The organism is Streptomyces violaceus (assembly GCF_036014075.1).
Lineage (GTDB): Bacteria > Actinomycetota > Actinomycetes > Streptomycetales > Streptomycetaceae > Streptomyces > Streptomyces violaceus.
This window is the reverse complement of the sequence record NZ_CP107911.1, coordinates 7,687,963-7,704,933: the sequence shown is the minus strand read 5'-3', so window position 1 is coordinate 7,704,933 and position 16,971 is coordinate 7,687,963. Positions and strand designations below refer to the sequence as shown.

At 72.7% G+C, this 16,971-nt stretch carries 19 protein-coding genes; 12 read left to right on the top strand and 7 right to left on the bottom strand.

Annotated features, from left to right (window positions below; translation table 11 throughout):
* The first annotated feature begins 7 nt into the window (after positions 1 to 7).
* Positions 8 to 1,333 carry a glutamate-1-semialdehyde 2,1-aminomutase gene (locus OG542_RS34755; RefSeq protein ID WP_328416049.1) on the top strand — a complete coding sequence of 442 codons (1,326 nt, stop codon included), beginning with the start codon at positions 8 to 10 and terminating at the stop codon, positions 1,331 to 1,333.
* Between the two features lie 12 nt (positions 1,334 to 1,345).
* Here the strand turns inward: OG542_RS34755 and OG542_RS34750 are convergent, their stop codons facing one another.
* Positions 1,346 to 2,086, bottom strand: a complete 741-nt coding sequence (locus OG542_RS34750) for a phosphatase PAP2 family protein (protein ID WP_328416047.1) — start codon at positions 2,084 to 2,086, stop codon at positions 1,346 to 1,348.
* A 90-nt stretch (positions 2,087 to 2,176) separates the two neighbouring features.
* Here OG542_RS34750 and OG542_RS34745 point away from each other — a divergent pair, with 90 nt between their 5' ends.
* Entirely contained in the window at positions 2,177 to 2,602 is a 426-nt protein-coding gene (locus OG542_RS34745; protein ID WP_328416045.1) for a GNAT family N-acetyltransferase, read from the top strand.
* On the opposite strand, the gene OG542_RS34740 is transcribed toward OG542_RS34745, so the two are convergent.
* From OG542_RS34740 to OG542_RS34730, 3 genes are read right to left on the bottom strand one after another with little or no spacing between them, the layout of a single operon-like run.
* Positions 2,599 to 3,156 (bottom strand): TetR/AcrR family transcriptional regulator, encoded by a 558-nt coding sequence (locus OG542_RS34740; protein WP_311130528.1) that lies wholly within the window; start codon positions 3,154 to 3,156, stop codon positions 2,599 to 2,601. The genes OG542_RS34745 and OG542_RS34740 overlap by 4 nt on opposite strands.
* Positions 3,157 to 3,215: 59 nt before the next feature.
* Positions 3,216 to 4,607 carry an amidase gene (locus OG542_RS34735; protein ID WP_328416043.1) on the bottom strand — a complete coding sequence of 464 codons (1,392 nt, stop codon included), beginning with the start codon at positions 4,605 to 4,607 and terminating at the stop codon, positions 3,216 to 3,218.
* Positions 4,594 to 4,803 carry a hypothetical protein gene (locus OG542_RS34730; protein WP_184599577.1) on the bottom strand — a complete coding sequence of 70 codons (210 nt, stop codon included), beginning with the start codon at positions 4,801 to 4,803 and terminating at the stop codon, positions 4,594 to 4,596. The genes OG542_RS34735 and OG542_RS34730 overlap by 14 nt, the downstream gene beginning before the upstream one ends.
* A gap of 117 nt (positions 4,804 to 4,920) precedes the next feature.
* Between OG542_RS34730 and OG542_RS34725 the strand changes: the two genes are divergently transcribed.
* From OG542_RS34725 to mug, 7 genes are all read left to right on the top strand, one after another.
* Positions 4,921 to 5,802: an MBL fold metallo-hydrolase gene (locus OG542_RS34725; protein WP_328416041.1), complete on the top strand. Its 882-nt coding sequence runs from the start codon at positions 4,921 to 4,923 to the stop codon at positions 5,800 to 5,802.
* A gap of 156 nt (positions 5,803 to 5,958) precedes the next feature.
* Positions 5,959 to 7,296 (top strand): hemolysin family protein, encoded by a 1,338-nt coding sequence (locus OG542_RS34720; protein WP_311130150.1) that lies wholly within the window; start codon positions 5,959 to 5,961, stop codon positions 7,294 to 7,296.
* Positions 7,293 to 8,306 carry a hemolysin family protein gene (locus OG542_RS34715; protein WP_328416038.1) on the top strand — a complete coding sequence of 338 codons (1,014 nt, stop codon included), beginning with the start codon at positions 7,293 to 7,295 and terminating at the stop codon, positions 8,304 to 8,306. The genes OG542_RS34720 and OG542_RS34715 overlap by 4 nt, the downstream gene beginning before the upstream one ends.
* A 61-nt stretch (positions 8,307 to 8,367) precedes the next feature.
* On the top strand, positions 8,368 to 9,141 hold the full coding sequence (locus OG542_RS34710; protein ID WP_328416036.1) for an SGNH/GDSL hydrolase family protein: 774 nt from the start codon (positions 8,368 to 8,370) through the stop codon (positions 9,139 to 9,141).
* A gap of 6 nt (positions 9,142 to 9,147) precedes the next feature.
* Complete coding sequence (locus OG542_RS34705; RefSeq protein ID WP_193482160.1) at positions 9,148 to 9,489, top strand: DUF4326 domain-containing protein; 342 nt, start codon at positions 9,148 to 9,150, stop codon at positions 9,487 to 9,489.
* A gap of 59 nt (positions 9,490 to 9,548) precedes the next feature.
* Entirely contained in the window at positions 9,549 to 10,991 is a 1,443-nt protein-coding gene (purB, locus tag OG542_RS34700) for an adenylosuccinate lyase (RefSeq protein ID WP_328416034.1), read from the top strand.
* 8 nt (positions 10,992 to 10,999) lie between these two features.
* Positions 11,000 to 11,545 (top strand): G/U mismatch-specific DNA glycosylase, encoded by a 546-nt coding sequence (gene mug, locus OG542_RS34695; protein ID WP_328416032.1) that lies wholly within the window; start codon positions 11,000 to 11,002, stop codon positions 11,543 to 11,545.
* A 4-nt stretch (positions 11,546 to 11,549) separates the two neighbouring features.
* Here the strand turns inward: mug and OG542_RS34690 are convergent, their stop codons facing one another.
* The 3 genes from OG542_RS34690 to OG542_RS34680 all read right to left on the bottom strand — a co-directional run bounded on the left by OG542_RS34690 (position 11,550) and on the right by OG542_RS34680 (position 13,702).
* Positions 11,550 to 11,981 carry a hypothetical protein gene (locus OG542_RS34690; RefSeq protein ID WP_193482157.1) on the bottom strand — a complete coding sequence of 144 codons (432 nt, stop codon included), beginning with the start codon at positions 11,979 to 11,981 and terminating at the stop codon, positions 11,550 to 11,552.
* Between the two features lie 69 nt (positions 11,982 to 12,050).
* Positions 12,051 to 12,779, bottom strand: coding sequence for an ABC transporter permease (locus OG542_RS34685; protein ID WP_328416029.1), 729 nt, complete (start codon positions 12,777 to 12,779; stop codon positions 12,051 to 12,053).
* A 2-nt stretch (positions 12,780 to 12,781) separates the two neighbouring features.
* Entirely contained in the window at positions 12,782 to 13,702 is a 921-nt protein-coding gene (locus OG542_RS34680) for an ABC transporter ATP-binding protein (protein WP_311130156.1), read from the bottom strand.
* Between the two features lie 108 nt (positions 13,703 to 13,810).
* On the opposite strand from OG542_RS34680, the gene OG542_RS34675 reads away from it, so the two are divergent.
* The 3 genes from OG542_RS34675 to OG542_RS34665 all read left to right on the top strand — a co-directional run bounded on the left by OG542_RS34675 (position 13,811) and on the right by OG542_RS34665 (position 16,908).
* On the top strand, positions 13,811 to 14,986 hold the full coding sequence (locus tag OG542_RS34675) for a sensor histidine kinase (protein WP_328416027.1): 1,176 nt from the start codon (positions 13,811 to 13,813) through the stop codon (positions 14,984 to 14,986).
* 14 nt (positions 14,987 to 15,000) lie between these two features.
* Positions 15,001 to 15,663 (top strand): response regulator, encoded by a 663-nt coding sequence (locus OG542_RS34670; RefSeq protein ID WP_189724460.1) that lies wholly within the window; start codon positions 15,001 to 15,003, stop codon positions 15,661 to 15,663.
* Positions 15,664 to 15,750: 87 nt separating this feature from the next.
* On the top strand, positions 15,751 to 16,908 hold the full coding sequence (locus OG542_RS34665; protein ID WP_311130158.1) for an ROK family transcriptional regulator: 1,158 nt from the start codon (positions 15,751 to 15,753) through the stop codon (positions 16,906 to 16,908).
* Positions 16,909 to 16,971: the final 63 nt, after the last annotated feature.

Below are 16,971 nucleotides of genomic sequence, written 5' to 3'. Positions count from 1 at the left end.
AGTCAGCGTGGACACCGAAGAGTTCCTCCTGCCCCGGTCACGGCTGGCGAACGAGCGGCTGCACGCCATGATCCCCGGGGGCGCGCACACCTACGCCAAGGGCGACGACCAGTACCCCGAGAACCTGGCCCCGGTCATCAGCCACGGCCGCGGCGCCCACGTGTGGGACATCGACGGCAACCGCTACATCGAGTACGGGTCCGGCCTGCGGTCGGTCAGCCTCGGCCACGCCCACCCGCGCGTGCTCGAGGCGGTGCGGCGGGAACTCGACCGCGGGAGCAACTTCGTCCGGCCGTCCGTCGTGGAGGTCGAGGCCGCGGAACGCTTCCTGGCCACCGTGCCGACCGCCGAGATGGTGAAGTTCGCGAAGAACGGCTCCGACGCCACCACCGCCGCGGTGCGCCTCGCCCGCGCCGCCACCGGGCGCCCGCGGGTGGCCCTCTGCGCCGACCATCCGTTCTTCTCCGTCGATGACTGGTTCATCGGCACGACGCCGATGTCCGCCGGTATACCGGTGGCGACCACCGAGCTCACCGTGGCGTTCCCCTACGGGGACCTGGCCGCCACGGAGGAACTGCTCACCCGGTACCAGGGCGAGGTCGCCTGCCTGATCCTCGAACCCGCCGCCCACACCGAGCCGCCGCCCGGGTACCTGGCCGGCCTGCGCGAGCTGGCCGACCAGCACGGCTGCGTACTGATCTTCGACGAGATGATCACCGGTTTCCGCTGGTCCGAGGCGGGCGCCCAGGGTCTGTACGGCGTCGTCCCCGACCTCTCCACGTTCGGCAAGGCGCTGGGCAACGGGTTCGCCGTCTCCGCGCTGGCCGGGCGCCGCGACCTGATGGAGCGGGGCGGGCTGCGTCACTCCGGCGACCGGGTGTTCCTGCTGTCCACCACACACGGTGCGGAAACGCACTCCCTGGCCGCCGCGATGGCCGTGCAGACCATCTACGTCGAGGAGGGCGTCACCGCGCGACTGCACGCCCTCGGCGAGCGGCTGGCCGCCGGTGTCCGTGAGGCCGCGGTCGGCATGGGCGTCGGCGACCACGTCGTCGTCCGGGGCCGGGCCAGCAACCTGGTCTTCGCCACCCTCGACGCGAACCGGCAGCCGTCACAGGAGTACCGCACCCTGTTCCTGCGCCGGCTCCTCGCGGGCGGGGTCCTCGCCCCGTCGTTCGTGGTGAGCAGCGCGCTCGACGACGCCGACATCGATCACACCGTCGACGTGGTGGCCCAGGCATGTGCGGTGTACCGGAAGGCACTCGACGCCGCTGACCCCACCCCCTGGCTGGCCGGGCGACCGGTGAAGCCGGTGTTCCGCCGCTTGGCGTGACATGACGTGGCGTCAGGGGCGCTGCTGCCGGCCGGCGTCGGCCAGCCGGTCAGCCATCCGGTCAACCAGCCACGCGGTCGCCGGTACCACCGCCAGCGCGGTGCACCAGCCGCCGAGGGTGTCGGTCGGGTAGTGCGCGCCGAGGGCGACCTGCGCCCAGCCCATGGCGGCACCGGCGACGAGCGCAGCGGCGAGGACGAGCAGCGTGCCGGCCGTCCTGCCGAGGGCGAGCCGGCCGGTCGCGAGCAGCGCCACCACGAGGGCGAGCGCGGTGAGGAAGGCGGTGTGCCCGCTCGGGTAGGAGAGGTGCCCGTCGTGGATGGTGCGTCCCACCAGGGGCTTGAGCAGCTTCGTCGTCCCGACGGCCAGTCCGGTGCCGGCCACGATGAGCACCGCCGCGCGAGGACGCCGAAGCAGCAGGCAGCCCGTCACGGTGGCCACGACCAGCGTCGCCGCTCCGGCGGGCTCCCCCAAGGAGTCCGTGGCCAGAGCGAGGTACCGCCACGGCGGCCCCACACCGTCCACCGGCGACTGGATCCACCCGTCCACCGTGCCGGGCTCGCTGTGGTCGGCGTACAGGACCCCGAGCCCGACGACCACCAGCGCGGCGAGGGCCGCGATCAGCCCGAGCCACAAGCGCAGCGGTGGGGGCAGCACCGCGGGCGCCGACCGGTGGGCAGCCGTGGCTGCTGGGCGCCAACTCCCCACCGACGAGCCCCCCGTCGTGTCCGACTCGGCCCGCGCGGGCGCCATCAGTCTCCGGGTGCCACCCTAACCAACACGCGGTTCCCCGGTACGGAAACCCGTTCGCCAGACGGGCCGGCGGTCTGCTTGGCTCGCCCCATGAGCGATCTTCACATCCGCTGCGCGGCCCTCTCGGACATCGACACCGTGCTGCGGTTCTGGCGCGAAGCCGCGGAAGGAACCAGCATCAGCGACGATCACGACGGGGTGGCACGCCTCATCACACGAGACCCCGAAGCCCTGCTGCTCGCCGAGCGCGACGGCCTCCTCACGGGAACCGTCATAGCCGGCTTCGACGGATGGCGCTGCTCCGCCTACCGGCTCGCCGTACACCCCGGCCACCGCCGTCAAGGCATCGCCACCGCCCTGCTCGAAGCCGCCGAAGAACGCTTCGCGGCCCTGGGCGGGCGACGCGTCGACGCCATGGTCCTGGAAGCCAACGAACAGGCCCACCACGCCTGGGCCGCGGCCGGCTACCGGCGCGAGGACCACTGGCGGCGCTGGGTCAAGCCCCTCACCGGCTAGGCCGTGTCTCCGGCCGGTGCGAGGACTCCGGCCACGAGACGCTGGGCGTAGGCGGCGTCGAGTCCGTCCGGGCGGAAGAGGATGCGGTACATCATGGGCGCGACGACCTGGTCGATCACCGTCTCGACGTCGGGTGTCCGCTCCCCGCGTCCGGCCGCCCGGGTGAGGACGAGGCCGATCTGCTCGGCGGCGTAGGCCGAGCACTGGCCGGCGTTGCCGCCGTCCGGGTCGCCCAGCAGGGCGTCGCGGATGTAGGCACGGCCGGCGGGCGAGGCCATCTCGTCGAGGAACTGCTCGGCCCAGGCCGTGAGGTCGGCCGGCAGGGCGCCGTGGTCACCGGGCGCGGTGTCGGGCCGCAGGCGCTCGACCGCCACGTCCGACAGCAGTTCCTGCAGGTCGCCCCAGCGGCGGTAGATGGTCGACGGCGTCACGCCCGCGCGCTGGGCGACCAGCGGCACCGTCAAGGCCTCCCGGCCCAGCTCCGAGGCGAGTTCGCGCACGGCGGCGTGCACCGATGCCTGGACCCTGGCGCTGCGGCCGCCGGGGCGAACCATCTGTCTGCTCACAGCACCCACCTTAAAGCGAACCCTTTGCGTCTGGGGCACTTACTCATTCAGGCCGCCGGCGCGAGCTCACGGGCGGGCCGGGTCTGTTCGTAGGCGTGCCCGACCCGCAGGAGCAGCCTCTCCCCGAGCGGCCGGCCGAGGAGCTGCATGCCGATCGGCAGGCCCTCGGTGTCGTGGCCGACCGGTACGGACAGGGACGGCACCCCGGTGATGTTGGCGGGGGCGGAGAGCCGCACAAAGGCGTCCGAAACGCCCTCGACGGTACCGTCGGACCAGGTGATCGTCTCCTGGCCGGCCCGGACCGCGGTCGCGGGGAGGGTGGGGGCGGCGATCACGTCGACCTCCCGCAGCATGCTTGCCCACTCCTGCCGCATGAGGGTGCGGGAGCGCTGGGCCCGCAAGTAATCGCCGGCGGGCATCAGTTCCCCGGCTTCCAGGAGGATACGGACGTCGGCCTGGTAGAGCTCGGGGACCGTGCGCAGGGTGCTCTCGTGGTAGGCGGTGGCCTCGGGCACCATCAGGCCCCACTGGGTGGCCTGGATGTAGCGGGTCATGGGGATCTCGACGTCGACGAGCCGGGCACCGAGACTCCGGAGCCGGTCGATCGCGCTCCGGACGGCGGCTTCCACCTCCGCGTCGACGTGGTCGAAGTACCAGGTGCGCGGCACGCCGATCCGCAGCCCGGTCAGGTCAGTGCCCTCGGTCGGCCGGTGGTCCGCCAGGGGCGTGGTCAGGGAAGCGGGGTCGCGGGGGTCGTGGCCGGCCAGGGCGTCGAGGACCAGGCCCGCGTCCTCGACGGTGCGGGTGACCGGGCCGATGTGGTCCAGGGACCAGGACAGCGAGGTGACGCCGTGGCGCGGGACCAGGCCGTAGGTCGGCTTGAGGCCGACGACCCCGTTGAGCGCCGCGGGCACCCGGATGGATCCGCCGGTGTCGGTGCCCAGGGCGAAGGTGGCGGCGCCCGCGGCGACGGCGACCGCCGATCCGCCGCTGGAGCCGCCGGCGACCCGGTCGCGGTCCCAGGCGTTGCTGGTCTGCGGGGTGGTCAGCCCGTAGGCGAACTCGTGGGTGTGGGTCTTGCCGACCAGGACGGCTCCGGCCGCCGACAGGCGTGCCGCGACGGTGCTGTCGGCCTGTGCGCGGTGGCCGGACCGCACCCTCGAACTGGCCGACGTCGGCACACCGGCGACATCGATCAGGTCCTTCAGGCCCATCGGGATGCCGTGCAGCGGACCGCGGTGCCGGCCGGCCGCGATGTCCTTCTCGGCCTCGCGCGCGGCCCGGCGGGTGTGCTCGGCGGTGACGGCGACATAGGCCCCGAGCCGCGGCTCCACCGCTTCGACGCGCTCCAGCACGGAGTCCGCCAGCTCGACGGGCGACAGCCGCCGCGCCCGGATCGCGTCGGCGGCGGCGCTGAGGGTCAGTTCATACGGCTGCATCGTGGGCCTCCTGTGCCGCGCGGTAGGCGGGAGCGGGCGGGGTGTCGCCGAAGTCCAGCTCGCGCAGGACGGCGACGACGGAGTGGATGTGGTCGGCGGTGGCCGCGACGGCGGCGTGGCGGTCGACGGACAGGACGAGCCCGGCTCGGTGGGCCCAGCGGGCCGCTTCCGGAGGCGTGAGTTCGGTGGAGGACATGGACTCCTCTACTACAAAAGCTAACTGTTTGCGTTAATGGACTGTAGGGCCTACGGTCGACTTAACGCAAACGGATCGCTTTAAGACGGATCGCTTTGAGAGCGCAAGGAGAGACCGATGACCACCTGGACCGTGGGCGACGTCGCCGTCCACCGCATCGACGAGGTGCCCCTGCCGGCCGCCACCGGCCCGTGGCTGCTGCCCGACGCCACGCCGGACGTCGTCGCGGGACAGGACTGGCTGCGCCCTCACTTCGCGGACGACGAGGGCGTCCTGCGCATCGACAGCCACAGCTTCGCCTTCACCACCGGCGGGCTGCGCGTCCTGGTGGACACCGGCATCGGCAACGGCAAGCAGCGGGCCAATCCCGCCTGGCACGACCTCGACACCGACTACCTGCGGCGCCTCACCGCCGCCGGATTCCCCCCGGAATCGGTGGACTTGGTGATCCTCACCCACCTGCACGCCGACCACGTCGGCTGGAACACCCGGGAGGTGAACGGCGAGTGGGTGCCCACCTTCCCGCACGCCCGCTACCTGACCTCCCGCGTCGAGCGGGAGTTCTGGGCCGGGTACGCCATGGACGAGGCACGCGCGCAGATGTTCCGCGACTCCGTGATCCCGGTGGAGGAGGCGGGGCGGCTCGACCTCCTCGACGTCCCCGCCGAGGGCGTCGAAGTCGCCCCGGGCCTGCGCCTGATCCCCACCCCGGGACACACCCCCGGCCACCTCGCCGTCGAACTGACCAGCCGCGGGCGGACGGCACTGATCACCGGCGACTGCGTCCACCACCCCATCCAGCTCGCCCACCCCGGCATCGGCGCCTGCGTGGACATCGACCCCGGACAGTCCGAGGCCTCGCGCCGCGGCCTGTTCGACTCGCTCGCCGGCACGGACACCCTCCTCCTGGGCACCCACTTCGCGCCGCCCACCGCCGGCCGCGTCGTCGCCCACGAGGGCGCCTACCGGCTCACTCCCGCCCCCGCCGACTCGCCCTGAGCACCCCCGCGGAAGGACTTTGCCCATCCTTTACTCTTGGATGGCCACTCGGTTCTGCATGAAAGGTTGTGAGCGTCCGCCCATGGGCGAGCCTCCCCGCGCGCGACACCGCGCGTTCCGCCCCGTCCTGGAGAACCATGGAACGGGGGTGAACCGATGACCGAAGTGCTCCTTCTTCTCGCGGCGATCCTGCTCTCGCTCGCCTGCGGCGCCTTCGTGGCGGCCGAGTTCTCCCTCACCACGGTCGAGCGCGCCGAGCTGGAGCGAGCGGTGGAGCGCGGCGAGCGGGGCGCGCAGGGAGCGCTGAAGGCCGTACGGAGCCTGACGTTCCAGTTGTCCGGGGCGCAGCTCGGCATCACCGTCACGAACCTGGTCGTCGGCATGCTCGCCGAGCCGTCGATCGCCGCGCTGATCGCGGGACCGCTGGAGGACGCCGGTGTCTCGCGGTCGGCATCGCACAGCCTCGCGCTGGTGCTCGGCACGGCCGCGTCGACGGTGTTCCTGATGGTGGTCGGCGAGCTGGTTCCGAAGAACTGGGCGATCTCCTCGCCGCTGGCCGTCGCCAAGACCGTGGGCAACGCCCAGCGCTGGTTCAGCGCCGCGTTCCGGCCCTTCATCACCCACCTCAACAACACGGCGAACCGGATCGTGCGCCGGATCGGTGTGGAGCCCGCCGAGGAGCTGGCCTCGGCGCGCGGGCCGCAGGAGCTGGCGGCGCTGGCCCGGCACTCCGCCAAGGAGGGCGCGCTCGAGGCCGACACCGCCGAGCTGTTCGTGCGGACGCTGAACCTCGCCGACCTGACCGCGGAGAACGTGATGACGCCCCGGGTCCAGGTCGTCGCCCTGGAGGTGCAGGCGACCCTGGAGGACGTGGCGAACGCGACCCGGGCGACCGGGCTGTCACGGTTCCCCGTCTACCGCGGCACCCTCGACTCGGTCGTCGGCACCGCACACGTCAAGGACGTGCTGGCGGTACCGGCCGTGCGCCGGACCCGGATCTACGTCTCCGAGCTGATGCGCGAGCCGCTGCTGGTCCCGGAGACGCTCACCGTCGACCGGCTCCTGGACCGGCTCTCCGGCAAGCGCACGATGGCCGTCGTGATCGACGAGTACGGCGGTACGGCGGGCGTGGCCACCCTGGAGGACATCGTCGAGGAGGTCGTCGGCGAGGTGCGCGACGAACACGACCCGCACGAGCTGCCGGACCTCGCACCCGCCGGGACCGACGAGGCCGGCCACGCCCTGTACTCGGCCGACGGCTCCGCACGCGTGGACCACCTGGAGCGGGTCGGGCTGCGCGCGCCGGAGGGGCCGTACGAGACGCTCGCCGGGCTGGTGGCGACGGTGATCGGCCGGATACCGGCCGTCGGTGACACGCTCGAGGTCGCCGGCTGGCGGATGGAGGTCCTGGACGCGACGGGCCGCCGGGCGGCGCGCGTCCAGTTGCGGGCGCCCCTCGACGTGAAGCCCGACGAGAAGGGAGCGGAGCTGTGACCGCCGTACAGCTGCTGATCGGTCTGGCGACGCTCGTCGTCAACGCCTTCTTCGTCGGCGCCGAGTTCGCGCTGATCTCGGTGCGCCGCAGCCAGATCGAGCCCTACGCCGACCGGGGCGACCGGCGGGCCAAGAGCGTGCTGTGGGGCCTGGAGCACGTGTCCGCGCTGATGGCGGCCGCGCAGCTCGGCATCACGCTGTGCACGCTGGTGCTGGGCGTGGTGGCCGAGCCGGCGATCGCGCACCTGCTGGAGCCGGTGTTCCACGCGGTGGGCCTGCCCGAGGGCGCGGGGCACGCGGTGTCCTTCGTGATCGCGCTGGCCCTGGCGACGTATCTGCACATGCTGCTCGGCGAGATGGTGCCGAAGAACATCGCGCTCGCCGAGCCGGTGCGCAGCGCGCTGGCGCTCGGCCCGCCCCTGGTGGCGCTGTCCCGGGGACTGCGCCCGGTGATCTTCACGGTGAACGCCTTCGCCAACACGCTGCTGAAGCTGCTGCGCGTGGAGGCCCGGGACGAGGTCGCCGCCTCCTACTCGGACGCCGAGATAGCGCGGATCGTGAAGGACTCCAGCGAGGCCGGCCTCATCGACGACCGCGCCCAGGAGCGGCTGCACGACGCGCTGGAACTGGGCCGCCGACCGGTGCGCGACGTGGTGCTGCCGCTGGAGAGCGTGGTGTACGCGAGCGTGGGCGTCGCTCCGGACGAGCTGGAGCGGCTGACGGCGGAGTCCGGGTTCTCCCGCTTCCCGGTGGTGGACGAGGGGCGGCGGATCGTCGGCTATCTGCATGTGAAGGACGCCCTGGACGCCGTGGGGCGCGATGTGCCCTTCCGGCTGCGGGACATGCGGCCCATCGCGCGCGTGCGGGAGCACACGCCGCTGGACGACGTCCTCACCGCGATGCGCGGCAGCCGTACGCATCTCGCCGCCGTACTCGGGGAGGACGGACGGCTGGCCGGTCTCGTGACCATGGAGGACGTACTGCGGGAGCTGTTCGGCCAGCGGACGTGAGCGCGGCTCCCGGCAGCCGACCGACTGCTGGGTATGTGCACGGGATATTATCTCCGTCGCCATGCACACGAACCCCACCTACAGCAGCCTCGTCGCGGTCGGCGACTCCTTCACCGAGGGCATGTCGGACCTGTTGCCCGACGGCACCTACCGCGGCTGGGCCGACCTGCTCGCCGCACGGATGGCGGCCGCCGCACCCGGCTTCCGCTACGCCAACCTCGCGGTGCGCGGCAAGCTGATCCAGCAGATCGTCGACGAGCAGGCCGACGTGGCGGCGGCCATGGAGCCCGATGTGATCACCCTGGTCGGCGGCCTCAACGACACGCTGCGGCCCAAGTGCGACATGGGCCGGGTGCGCGCCCTACTGGAGGAGGCCGTGGAGCGGCTGGCCCCGTCGTGCAAGCAGCTCGTGCTGATGCGCAGCCCGGGCCGGCGGGGTCCCGTCCTGGAGCGGTTCCGGCCGCGCATGGAGGAGCTGTTCGCCTGTGTCGACGAGCTCGCCGACCGGCACGGCGCGATCGTCGTCGACCTCTACGGCGCCCCCTCGCTCGGCGACCCCCGGCTGTGGGACGTGGACCGGCTGCATCTGACGGCCGAGGGCCACCGCCGGGTCGCCGAGGCCGTGTGGCAGACGCTCGGCTACGAGCCCGAGGACACCGAATGGCGCACGCCGATGCCGACGGCGCTGCCGCCCGGCTGGGTCATGCGCCGCGCGGCGGACGTGCGGTTCGCCCGGCAGTACCTGCTGCCCTGGATCGGCCGCCGCCTGACAGGCCGCTCCTCGGGCGACGGCCTGCCGCCGAAGCGGCCCGAGCTGCTGCCGTACGAGCTGTAGGTCCTCGTGGACACGCGCGTGATCAACGTCAGGGGCCGGCTGCACGACTTCGGCCCCCGGCTGGAGCACGCGCCGGCGGACGTGGTCTACGTCGGCCGCCGCTGGACCCTCGGAGGCTGGGACCTGCCCCGGCACCCGCTCTACAACCCCTTCGCCTACGACACCCCGACCAGGAAACGCGACGGTACGCGCGCCGAGGTCATGGCGAAGTACCGGGCGTATCTGCTGGAGCGGCCGGATCTGCTCGCACTGGTGCCCGAGCTGCGCGGCAAGGCGCTGGCCTGCTGGTGTGCGCCACAACCGTGCCACGCCGAGGTGCTGGCCGACCTCGCCGAACGGCTCTCGTAGGTTCCGACGAAGACACCCGTTGCGCTGGCCTGCACGAATCGCCAGTAGAATCCGTCCACGTGACTTCCGCTCCCGCCAAGCCCCGCATCCCGAACGTCCTCGCCGGACGGTACGCCTCCGCCGAGCTCGCCACGCTCTGGTCCCCCGAGCAGAAGGTGAAGCTGGAGCGGCAGCTCTGGCTCGCCGTGCTGCGCGCCCAGAAGGACCTCGGGATCGAGGTGCCGGACGCGGCGCTCGCCGACTACGAGCGTGTGCTCGACACCGTCGACCTGGCCTCCATCGCCGAGCGCGAGAAGGTCACCCGGCACGACGTGAAGGCACGGATCGAGGAGTTCAACGACCTCGCCGGGCACGAGCACGTGCACAAGGGCATGACCTCCCGCGACCTCACCGAGAACGTCGAGCAGCTCCAGGTCCGGCTCTCGCTGGAGCTGATGCGCGACCGCACGGTCGCCGTTCTGGCGCGTCTGGGCAAGCTGGCCGGCGAGTACGGCGAGCTGGTCATGGCCGGCCGCTCGCACAACGTCGCCGCGCAGGCCACCACCCTCGGCAAGCGCTTCGCGACCGCCACCGACGAGCTGCTCGTGGCCTACGGCCGCGTCGAGGAGCTGCTGGGCCGCTACCCGCTGCGCGGTATCAAGGGCCCGGTCGGCACCGCGCAGGACATGCTGGACCTGCTGGGCGGGGATGCCGGAAAGCTCGCGGAGCTGGAGCAGCGGATCGCCACGCACCTGGGCTTCTCGCAGGCGTTCACGTCGGTCGGCCAGGTGTACCCGCGCTCCCTGGACTACGAGGTCGTGACGGCGCTGGTGCAGCTGGCGGCGGCGCCGTCGTCGCTGGCGAAGACGGTCCGGCTGATGGCCGGGCACGAGCTGGTCACCGAGGGCTTCAAGCCGGGCCAGGTCGGCTCCTCGGCGATGCCCCACAAGATGAACACCCGCTCCTGCGAGCGCGTCAACGGCCTGATGGTGATCCTGCGCGGCTACGCCTCGATGACGGGCGAGCTGGCGGGCGACCAGTGGAACGAGGGCGACGTGTCCTGCTCGGTGGTGCGCCGGGTGGCGCTGCCGGACGCGTTCTTCGCGCTGGACGGCCTGCTGGAGACGTTCCTGACGGTGCTCGACGAGTTCGGCGCCTTCCCGGCGGTCGTCGCCCGGGAGCTGGACCGGTACCTGCCGTTCCTCGCCACCACCAAGGTGCTGATGGGTGCCGTGCGCGCGGGCGTGGGCCGGGAGCTCGCGCACGAGGCGATCAAGGAGAACGCCGTCGCCTCCGCGCTCGCGATGCGCGAGCAGGGCGCCGAGCGCAACGAGCTGCTCGACAAGCTCGCCGCCGACGCGCGCATTCCGCTCGACCGCGCCCAGCTCGACGCGCTGATGGCCGACAAGCTGTCCTTCACGGGTGCCGCGGGCGACCAGATCGCCACCGTGGTCGCCCGGGTCGAGGAGATCGTGAAGCAGCACCCCCGGGCCGCGGGCTACACGCCCGGCGCGATTCTCTGACGCGCCGCATGACGCGCTTCACGCCCGAGGAGCTGGAGGCCGCCCGCGACCGTGTCGTGCCGGACGTGGTCGCGGACGGTCTGCGGGTGCTGTTCTGCGGGATCAACCCTGGGCTGATGATGGCCGCGACGGGCCATCACTTCGCCCGCCCCGGCAACCGCTTCTGGCCGGTACTGCACCGGTCCGGCTTCACGCCGCGGCTGCTGAAGCCGTCGGAACAGCAAGAGTTGCTGTCGTACGGGCTCGGCATCACCAACGTCGTGGCGCGGCCGACCGCTCGGGCCGACGAGCTGAGCGCCGAGGAGTACCGGGAGGGCGGGCGGCTGCTCGCGCTGAAGGCGGAACGGCTGCGGCCGGCCTGGCTGGCGGTGGTGGGCGTGACCGCCTACCGCGCCGCGTTCGACGACCGGAAGGCTCAGGTCGGGCCGCAGTCACGGGCGTTCGGGGACACGCGGGTGTGGGTGCTGCCCAACCCGAGCGGGCTGAACGCGCACTGGACGGCCGAGACCATGGCGGAGGAGTTCGGACGGCTGCGGGAAGCCGCCGGGGGCTGATCCCCTACGGCGGGTCCGTCTCCGTGACCAGGGCGAGCAGATGAACGGCGTCCGACTCGTCCCGGTCCGCGACCGCCACGGCGACCCAGCGGCCGGAGCCCTCCACCTCCCAGAGGTACGCCACACCGGCGCGTGCGCTGAGGTCGGCCCACGGCCGGGGCATCTCCTCGTACTCGGTGCGCAGCAGGACGGTCCGCAGGTTGTAGGGGTCGGTGTCGCCCCAGCGCGAGGCGAGAAGCTCGTAGACGGCGTCCCGGTCCTTCTCGAACTGGTCGATCGTCACCGCCCGGGTCGCGGGGTCGCTCTCGGCCGCGCTCTCTAACACCGCGACGTGGTAGCCGGGTCCCGACGTGCCGACGTCCGACGGGCCGTGCTCCGCCGGAAAGGGGCGGTAGCACAGCTCGTCGACGAGGGCGATGTGCTGTGCGATGTTCATGGATCCAGTAAACCCGCCCCCACTGACACCTGGCGGGGACTCTTGGCGGGGCATCAACCCCGTGGTCGGTCAGGCGTCCCGGCGGCGCACGCTCCACGCTCCCGCCAGCAGCGCGGCGCCCGTCCAGAGCGCGGTCACCACGAGCCCCGACCACGGCCCGAGGGACGACCCCTCGTACGTCTCCCGCAGGACCAACTGCCCCGCCTTGTCGGGCAGGAAGTCCGCGACGGTGCCCGTGGCGTCACCGATCACGAAGCCCACGACGAGGATGAACGGGATCAACAGCGACAGTGTGGCCACGCCACTGCGCAGCAGGGCGGCCAGCCCTGCTGCGAACAGGGCCATCAGCATGAGGTAGAAACCGCACCCGACGACAGCGCGCACCTGCTCGCCGACGCCGAGCCCGTCGGCCGCCGACCCGAGCCCCGCCCGCCCGACCATCAGGGCGGCGAGGGCGGTCACCAGTCCCACCAGGAGAGCCGGTACGGCGATGACGGCCGCCTTGGCGGCGAACCACCGGCCGCGCTGCGGAACCGCGGCCAGCGAGAGCCGGAGCGCCCCCGACTGGAACTCCGACGACACGGCCATGGCACCGAAGGCGACAGCCGCTATCTGGCCCGGTATGACACCCGAGAGGGACGTGAACAGCGCGTCGAACCCCGGGTCCGACGTCTCGGAGACACCGGCGATCGCGGAGAACGCCGTGGTCGCGGCGAACAGGGCCAGGAGGGCTCCCGGCAGCGAGCGGAGCGTACGGATCTTCAGCCACTCGGAGCGGAGTACGGGCGTGAGTTCCATGGTCAGGCCTCCTGGGGCTGTGCGGTGAACTCGGTCTCGGCGGACGTGAGGTCGAAGTAGGCCTGTTCCAAGGTGCCCTCCTCGGCGGCGAGTTCCAGGACGGGTACACCCGCGGCGGAGGCGATGCGGCCGATGTCGTCCACGCGTGCGTGGTGCACGGTCCAGTGACCGTCCGCGTGCTCCTCCGCCTCGTGGCCGTGCCGGGCCAGGACGCCCCGCAGGGCGGCGGGGTCGCTCGTGCGGATCCGTACGCGCGGCTGCACGCGTGCGTGGATGAAGTCCCCCATCGGGGTGTCGGCCAGCAGCCGGCCCCGGCCGAGGACGACGAGATGGTCCGCGAAGGACGCGGTCTCGTTCATCAGATGGCTGGAGACCAGGACCGTCCGCCCCTCCCCCGCGAGCCGTCGCAGCAACTGCCGGATCCACACGATGCCTTCGGGGTCGAGGCCGTTGGACGGCTCGTCCAGCATGACCACCTCGGGGTCGCCCAGCAGGGCGGCAGCGATGCCGAGCCGCTGGCGCATGCCCAGGGAGTACGTCCGCACGCGGCGCCGGGCCACCGAGGCCAGGCCGGTTTCCTCCAGTACCTCGTCGACGCGTCGGTCCGGGATGCGGTTGCTCGCCGCCAGGACACGGAGGTGGTCGCGGGCGGTACGGGAGCCGTGCGCGGCCTGCGCGTCGAGCAGGGCGCCGACGTGGCGCAGCGGTTCGCGCAGGGTCGGGTAGGCGCGGCCGCCGATGGTCGCCGAACCGGCGGTCGGCCGGTCCAGGCCGAGCACCAGCCGCATGGTGGTGGACTTCCCCGCGCCGTTGGGACCGAGGAAACCGGTGACGCGGCCGGGCACCACGCGGAAGGTGAGGTCGTCCACGGCGCGCCTGGTGCCGAACTCCTTGGTGAGGTTCTGGACGTCGATGCTGGTCATGGCAACAGCCTGGCCGGTCGTACGGGGAGCGGGCCTCCCCCTGCGGTGGAGATGGCCTCCCCCGTGCGGGGGAGGTCCGTTGTCAGTGGCGGCTGGCACGATGACGCAATGGTCCGCATGCTGCGCCCGCTCACGCGGGCGGTGACGTACACGCGGTGGCTGCACCTGTTGGTGGCCATCGTGTGGTCGTCGCTGTGGCTGTTCGTCGACGAGGCGTGGTGGACCCAGGTCACGTCCGCCGTGCTGCTCGGACTCGCGGGTCTCGTGCCCATCACGCGGGTCGTGGAGGGGTTCCAGGCCAGGCTGTTGCTGCTCGGCCGTCGGCAGGACGGTGAGAGCGAGGAGATCGTGACCACCCCGTCGGTCACGTGGGCGGACCGTGGGCGGACGGTGGTGTGGCTGGAGGCGCGGCTGCTCCTCGGCTGGCTCGTGGCCCACCTCTCCGTCCAGTTGCCCCTCCTCTCGGTCGACTTGGCGTCGACGGCGTTCGGCCCCGAGCCCCTTGGCGACGGGTTCGTGTCCGTCAAAGGACAGCACTGGTGGCACGCCGTGCTCGCACCCGTGCCGTTGGTTCTGTGCGGCGTGGTCGTGGTGTGGTCGGGCCACTTCGTCACCGCGCTGGCCAAGCGGCTCCTCGGGCCGTCACCCGCCGAGCGGATGGCGGCGTTGGAGGAACGCACCGAGCAGCTCCTTGAACGCACGCGTATCGCCCGCGAGTTGCACGACTCCATCGGGCACGCGCTCACCGTCGCCGTCGTGCAGGCCGGGGCGGCGCGGGCGGCCGGCGACCCCGAGTTCACGGACCGGGCGCTGAGCGCCATCGAGGAGACCGGCCGGGCCGCTCTTGAGGACCTGGAGCGGGTGCTCGGCGTCCTGCGGGAGTCGCAGAAGCCCGTGAGCAGCAGACCGACCCTGGTGGACGCCGACCGTCTGCTGGAGTCCGCGCGTGCCTCGGGGGCGAAGGTCGACGCCGAGGTGACCGGCCCCGTGGACACCCTGCCGGGGCCGGTGTCCCGGGAGGGCTACCGGATCCTCCAGGAGGCGCTGACCAATGTGCTGCGGCACGCGGGGGCGGTCCCGGCACACGTAAGCGTCCAGGTCACCGGCGACACCCTCGTCCTCGCGATACGCAACCCGCTGACCGACCCGGTACCCGGCCCTGGCCTCGGACGCGGCAGCGGCCTGCGCGGCATACGCGAGCGCGCCGCCCTGCTCGGCGGACGGGCCAGGACCGGCCCCGACGAAGGTGGCTGGCAGGTCCATGTCGAACTGCCGCTGAGTTGATCTACGCTGTCCGGATGCCGGTCACCGTTCTCCTCGTCGACGACGAACCCCTGGTACGCGCGGGTCTGCGGGCCGTGCTGGAGGCACAGCCCGACATCGAGGTCGTCGGGGAGGCCGCGGACGGGGCGGCGGTGATCCCGCTCGTGCGGCGGCTGCGGCCCGACGTGGTCGCCATGGACGTACGGATGCCGCTGCTGGACGGCATCGAGGCCACCCGGGCGCTGCTGCGGACGGTCGACGAGCCGCCGCGGATCCTGGTGGTGACGACCTTCGAGAACGACGAGTACGTGTACGAGGCGCTGCGGGCCGGGGCCGACGGGTTTCTGCTCAAGCGGGCCCGGCCGGCCGAGATCGTGCACGCGGTGCGGCTGATCGCCGAGGGCGAGTCGCTGCTGTTCCCGGCCTCGGTGCGGCAGCTCGCCGCCGAGTACGGCGACGACGGCGGGAACCGCGCGGCGCGGGCCGTGATGGAGCGGGCCCAGCTGACCGAGCGCGAGGCCGAGGTGCTGCGGCTGATGGCGCGGGGTCTGTCGAACGCGGAGATCGCAGCCCGGCTGGTCGTCGGGACGGAGACCGTGAAGTCGCATGTGAGCGCGGTACTGGCGAAGTTGGGGGCGCGGGACCGGACCCAGGCGGTGATCGCCGCGTACGAGTCGGGGTTCGTGGCACCGGGCTGATCAGCGGGGCCGGTGTCTGCCCCTCGCCGGGGCGCGCCGCGCCGAGTACGATCCGGCCAACACGCGCGCGACCTGGGAGGACGGACGGTGGGGCGGCTGACCGGCGGGGATCCCTCGCTGCTGCGAAGGATCAACTCCGCGGTGGTGCTGCACGCGCTGCGTGCCACGGACTGCGCGACGCTGACCGAGATCACCCGGGTGACGGGGCTGTCCCGGCCGACCGTCGAGGGCGTCGTCGAGGGGCTCATCGAGGCCGGGCTCGTCGTCGAGAAGGCGGCTGAGGAGGGTGCCGCACGGCGGCAGGGGCGCCCGGCGCGGCGGTTCCGGTTCCGGGCGGAGGCCGGGCATCTGCTGGGGCTGGAGATCGGGGCGCACCGGGTGGCGGCCCTGCTGGCCGACCTGGACGGCCGGGTGATCGGCGCCCAGGCCAAGGACGTGGCCGAGACCGCGGGAACCGACGAGCGGCTGGAGCGGCTGCGCGGGGCGGTCGCCGAGCTGCTGCGGCGGGCCGGTGTCGCACGCGGCTCGCTGCGGGCCGTGGGCGTGGCGACGCCCGGGATCGTCGAGGCGGACGGCACGGTACGGCTGGGCACCGCGCTGCCGGGGTGGACGGGGCTGCGGCTGGGCGAGCGGCTGGGCCGGTCCTTCAAGTGCCCGGTCCTGGTCGAGAACGACGCCAACGCGGCTGCCGTCGCCGAGCACTGGAAAGGCGCGGCCACCGAGTCGGACGACGTGGTGTTCGTGCTGGCTGGGCTCAGCCCGGGCGCCGGTGCGCTGATCGGGGGGCGGCTGCACCGGGGGTACGGCGGGGCGGCCGGCGAGATCGGCGCGCTGCATCTGCTGGGCCGGGAGGTCACCCCGGAGACCCTGCTCTCCACCACCGACGAACCCCTGCACCCGCTCGACGAGCAGGCGGTCGCCGAGGTCTTCGCACAGGCCCGCGAGGGCGACCGGCGGGCCCGCGCGGCCGTCGACCGCTTCATCCAGCGCCTGGTCCACGACGTGGCGGCCCTCGTCCTCGCCCTCGACCCGGAACTGGTGGTCATCGGCGGCTGGGCAGCGGGCCTCGACGGCGTCCTGGACCCCCTCCGCCAAGAACTCTCCCGCTACTGCCTGCGCCCCCCACAGGTCACCCTCTCCCGCCTCGGCGACGCGGCAGTGGCCACCGGCGCCCTGCGCCTGGCCCTGGACCACGTGGAGGAACAACTGTTCAGCGTCGAGGGCACGACTACGGCACGCCGGTGAGGCATCGCCCCTCAGGGGCACGGGGAACTGCGCGACCAGCCACAACGCACCCGCAGACCGCGA

What these genes read in the sequence shown, in the direction of transcription:
- OG542_RS34750 (WP_328416047.1), bottom strand. Translation starts at nt 2,086, where the DNA reads ATGGCGCCCGCGCGGGCCGAGTCGGACACGACGGGGGGCTCGTCGGTG.
- OG542_RS34745 (WP_328416045.1), top strand. Translation starts at nt 2,177, where the DNA reads ATGAGCGATCTTCACATCCGCTGCGCGGCCCTCTCGGACATCGACACC.
- OG542_RS34740 (WP_311130528.1), bottom strand. Translation starts at nt 3,156, where the DNA reads ATGGTTCGCCCCGGCGGCCGCAGCGCCAGGGTCCAGGCATCGGTGCAC.
- OG542_RS34735 (WP_328416043.1), bottom strand. Translation starts at nt 4,607, where the DNA reads ATGCAGCCGTATGAACTGACCCTCAGCGCCGCCGCCGACGCGATCCGG.
- OG542_RS34730 (WP_184599577.1), bottom strand. Translation starts at nt 4,803, where the DNA reads ATGTCCTCCACCGAACTCACGCCTCCGGAAGCGGCCCGCTGGGCCCAC.
- OG542_RS34725 (WP_328416041.1), top strand. Translation starts at nt 4,921, where the DNA reads ATGACCACCTGGACCGTGGGCGACGTCGCCGTCCACCGCATCGACGAG.
- OG542_RS34720 (WP_311130150.1), top strand. Translation starts at nt 5,959, where the DNA reads ATGACCGAAGTGCTCCTTCTTCTCGCGGCGATCCTGCTCTCGCTCGCC.
- OG542_RS34710 (WP_328416036.1), top strand. Translation starts at nt 8,368, where the DNA reads ATGCACACGAACCCCACCTACAGCAGCCTCGTCGCGGTCGGCGACTCC.
- mug (WP_328416032.1), top strand. Translation starts at nt 11,000, where the DNA reads ATGACGCGCTTCACGCCCGAGGAGCTGGAGGCCGCCCGCGACCGTGTC.
- OG542_RS34690 (WP_193482157.1), bottom strand. Translation starts at nt 11,981, where the DNA reads ATGAACATCGCACAGCACATCGCCCTCGTCGACGAGCTGTGCTACCGC.
- OG542_RS34685 (WP_328416029.1), bottom strand. Translation starts at nt 12,779, where the DNA reads ATGGAACTCACGCCCGTACTCCGCTCCGAGTGGCTGAAGATCCGTACG.
- OG542_RS34680 (WP_311130156.1), bottom strand. Translation starts at nt 13,702, where the DNA reads ATGACCAGCATCGACGTCCAGAACCTCACCAAGGAGTTCGGCACCAGG.
- OG542_RS34675 (WP_328416027.1), top strand. Translation starts at nt 13,811, where the DNA reads ATGGTCCGCATGCTGCGCCCGCTCACGCGGGCGGTGACGTACACGCGG.
- OG542_RS34670 (WP_189724460.1), top strand. Translation starts at nt 15,001, where the DNA reads ATGCCGGTCACCGTTCTCCTCGTCGACGACGAACCCCTGGTACGCGCG.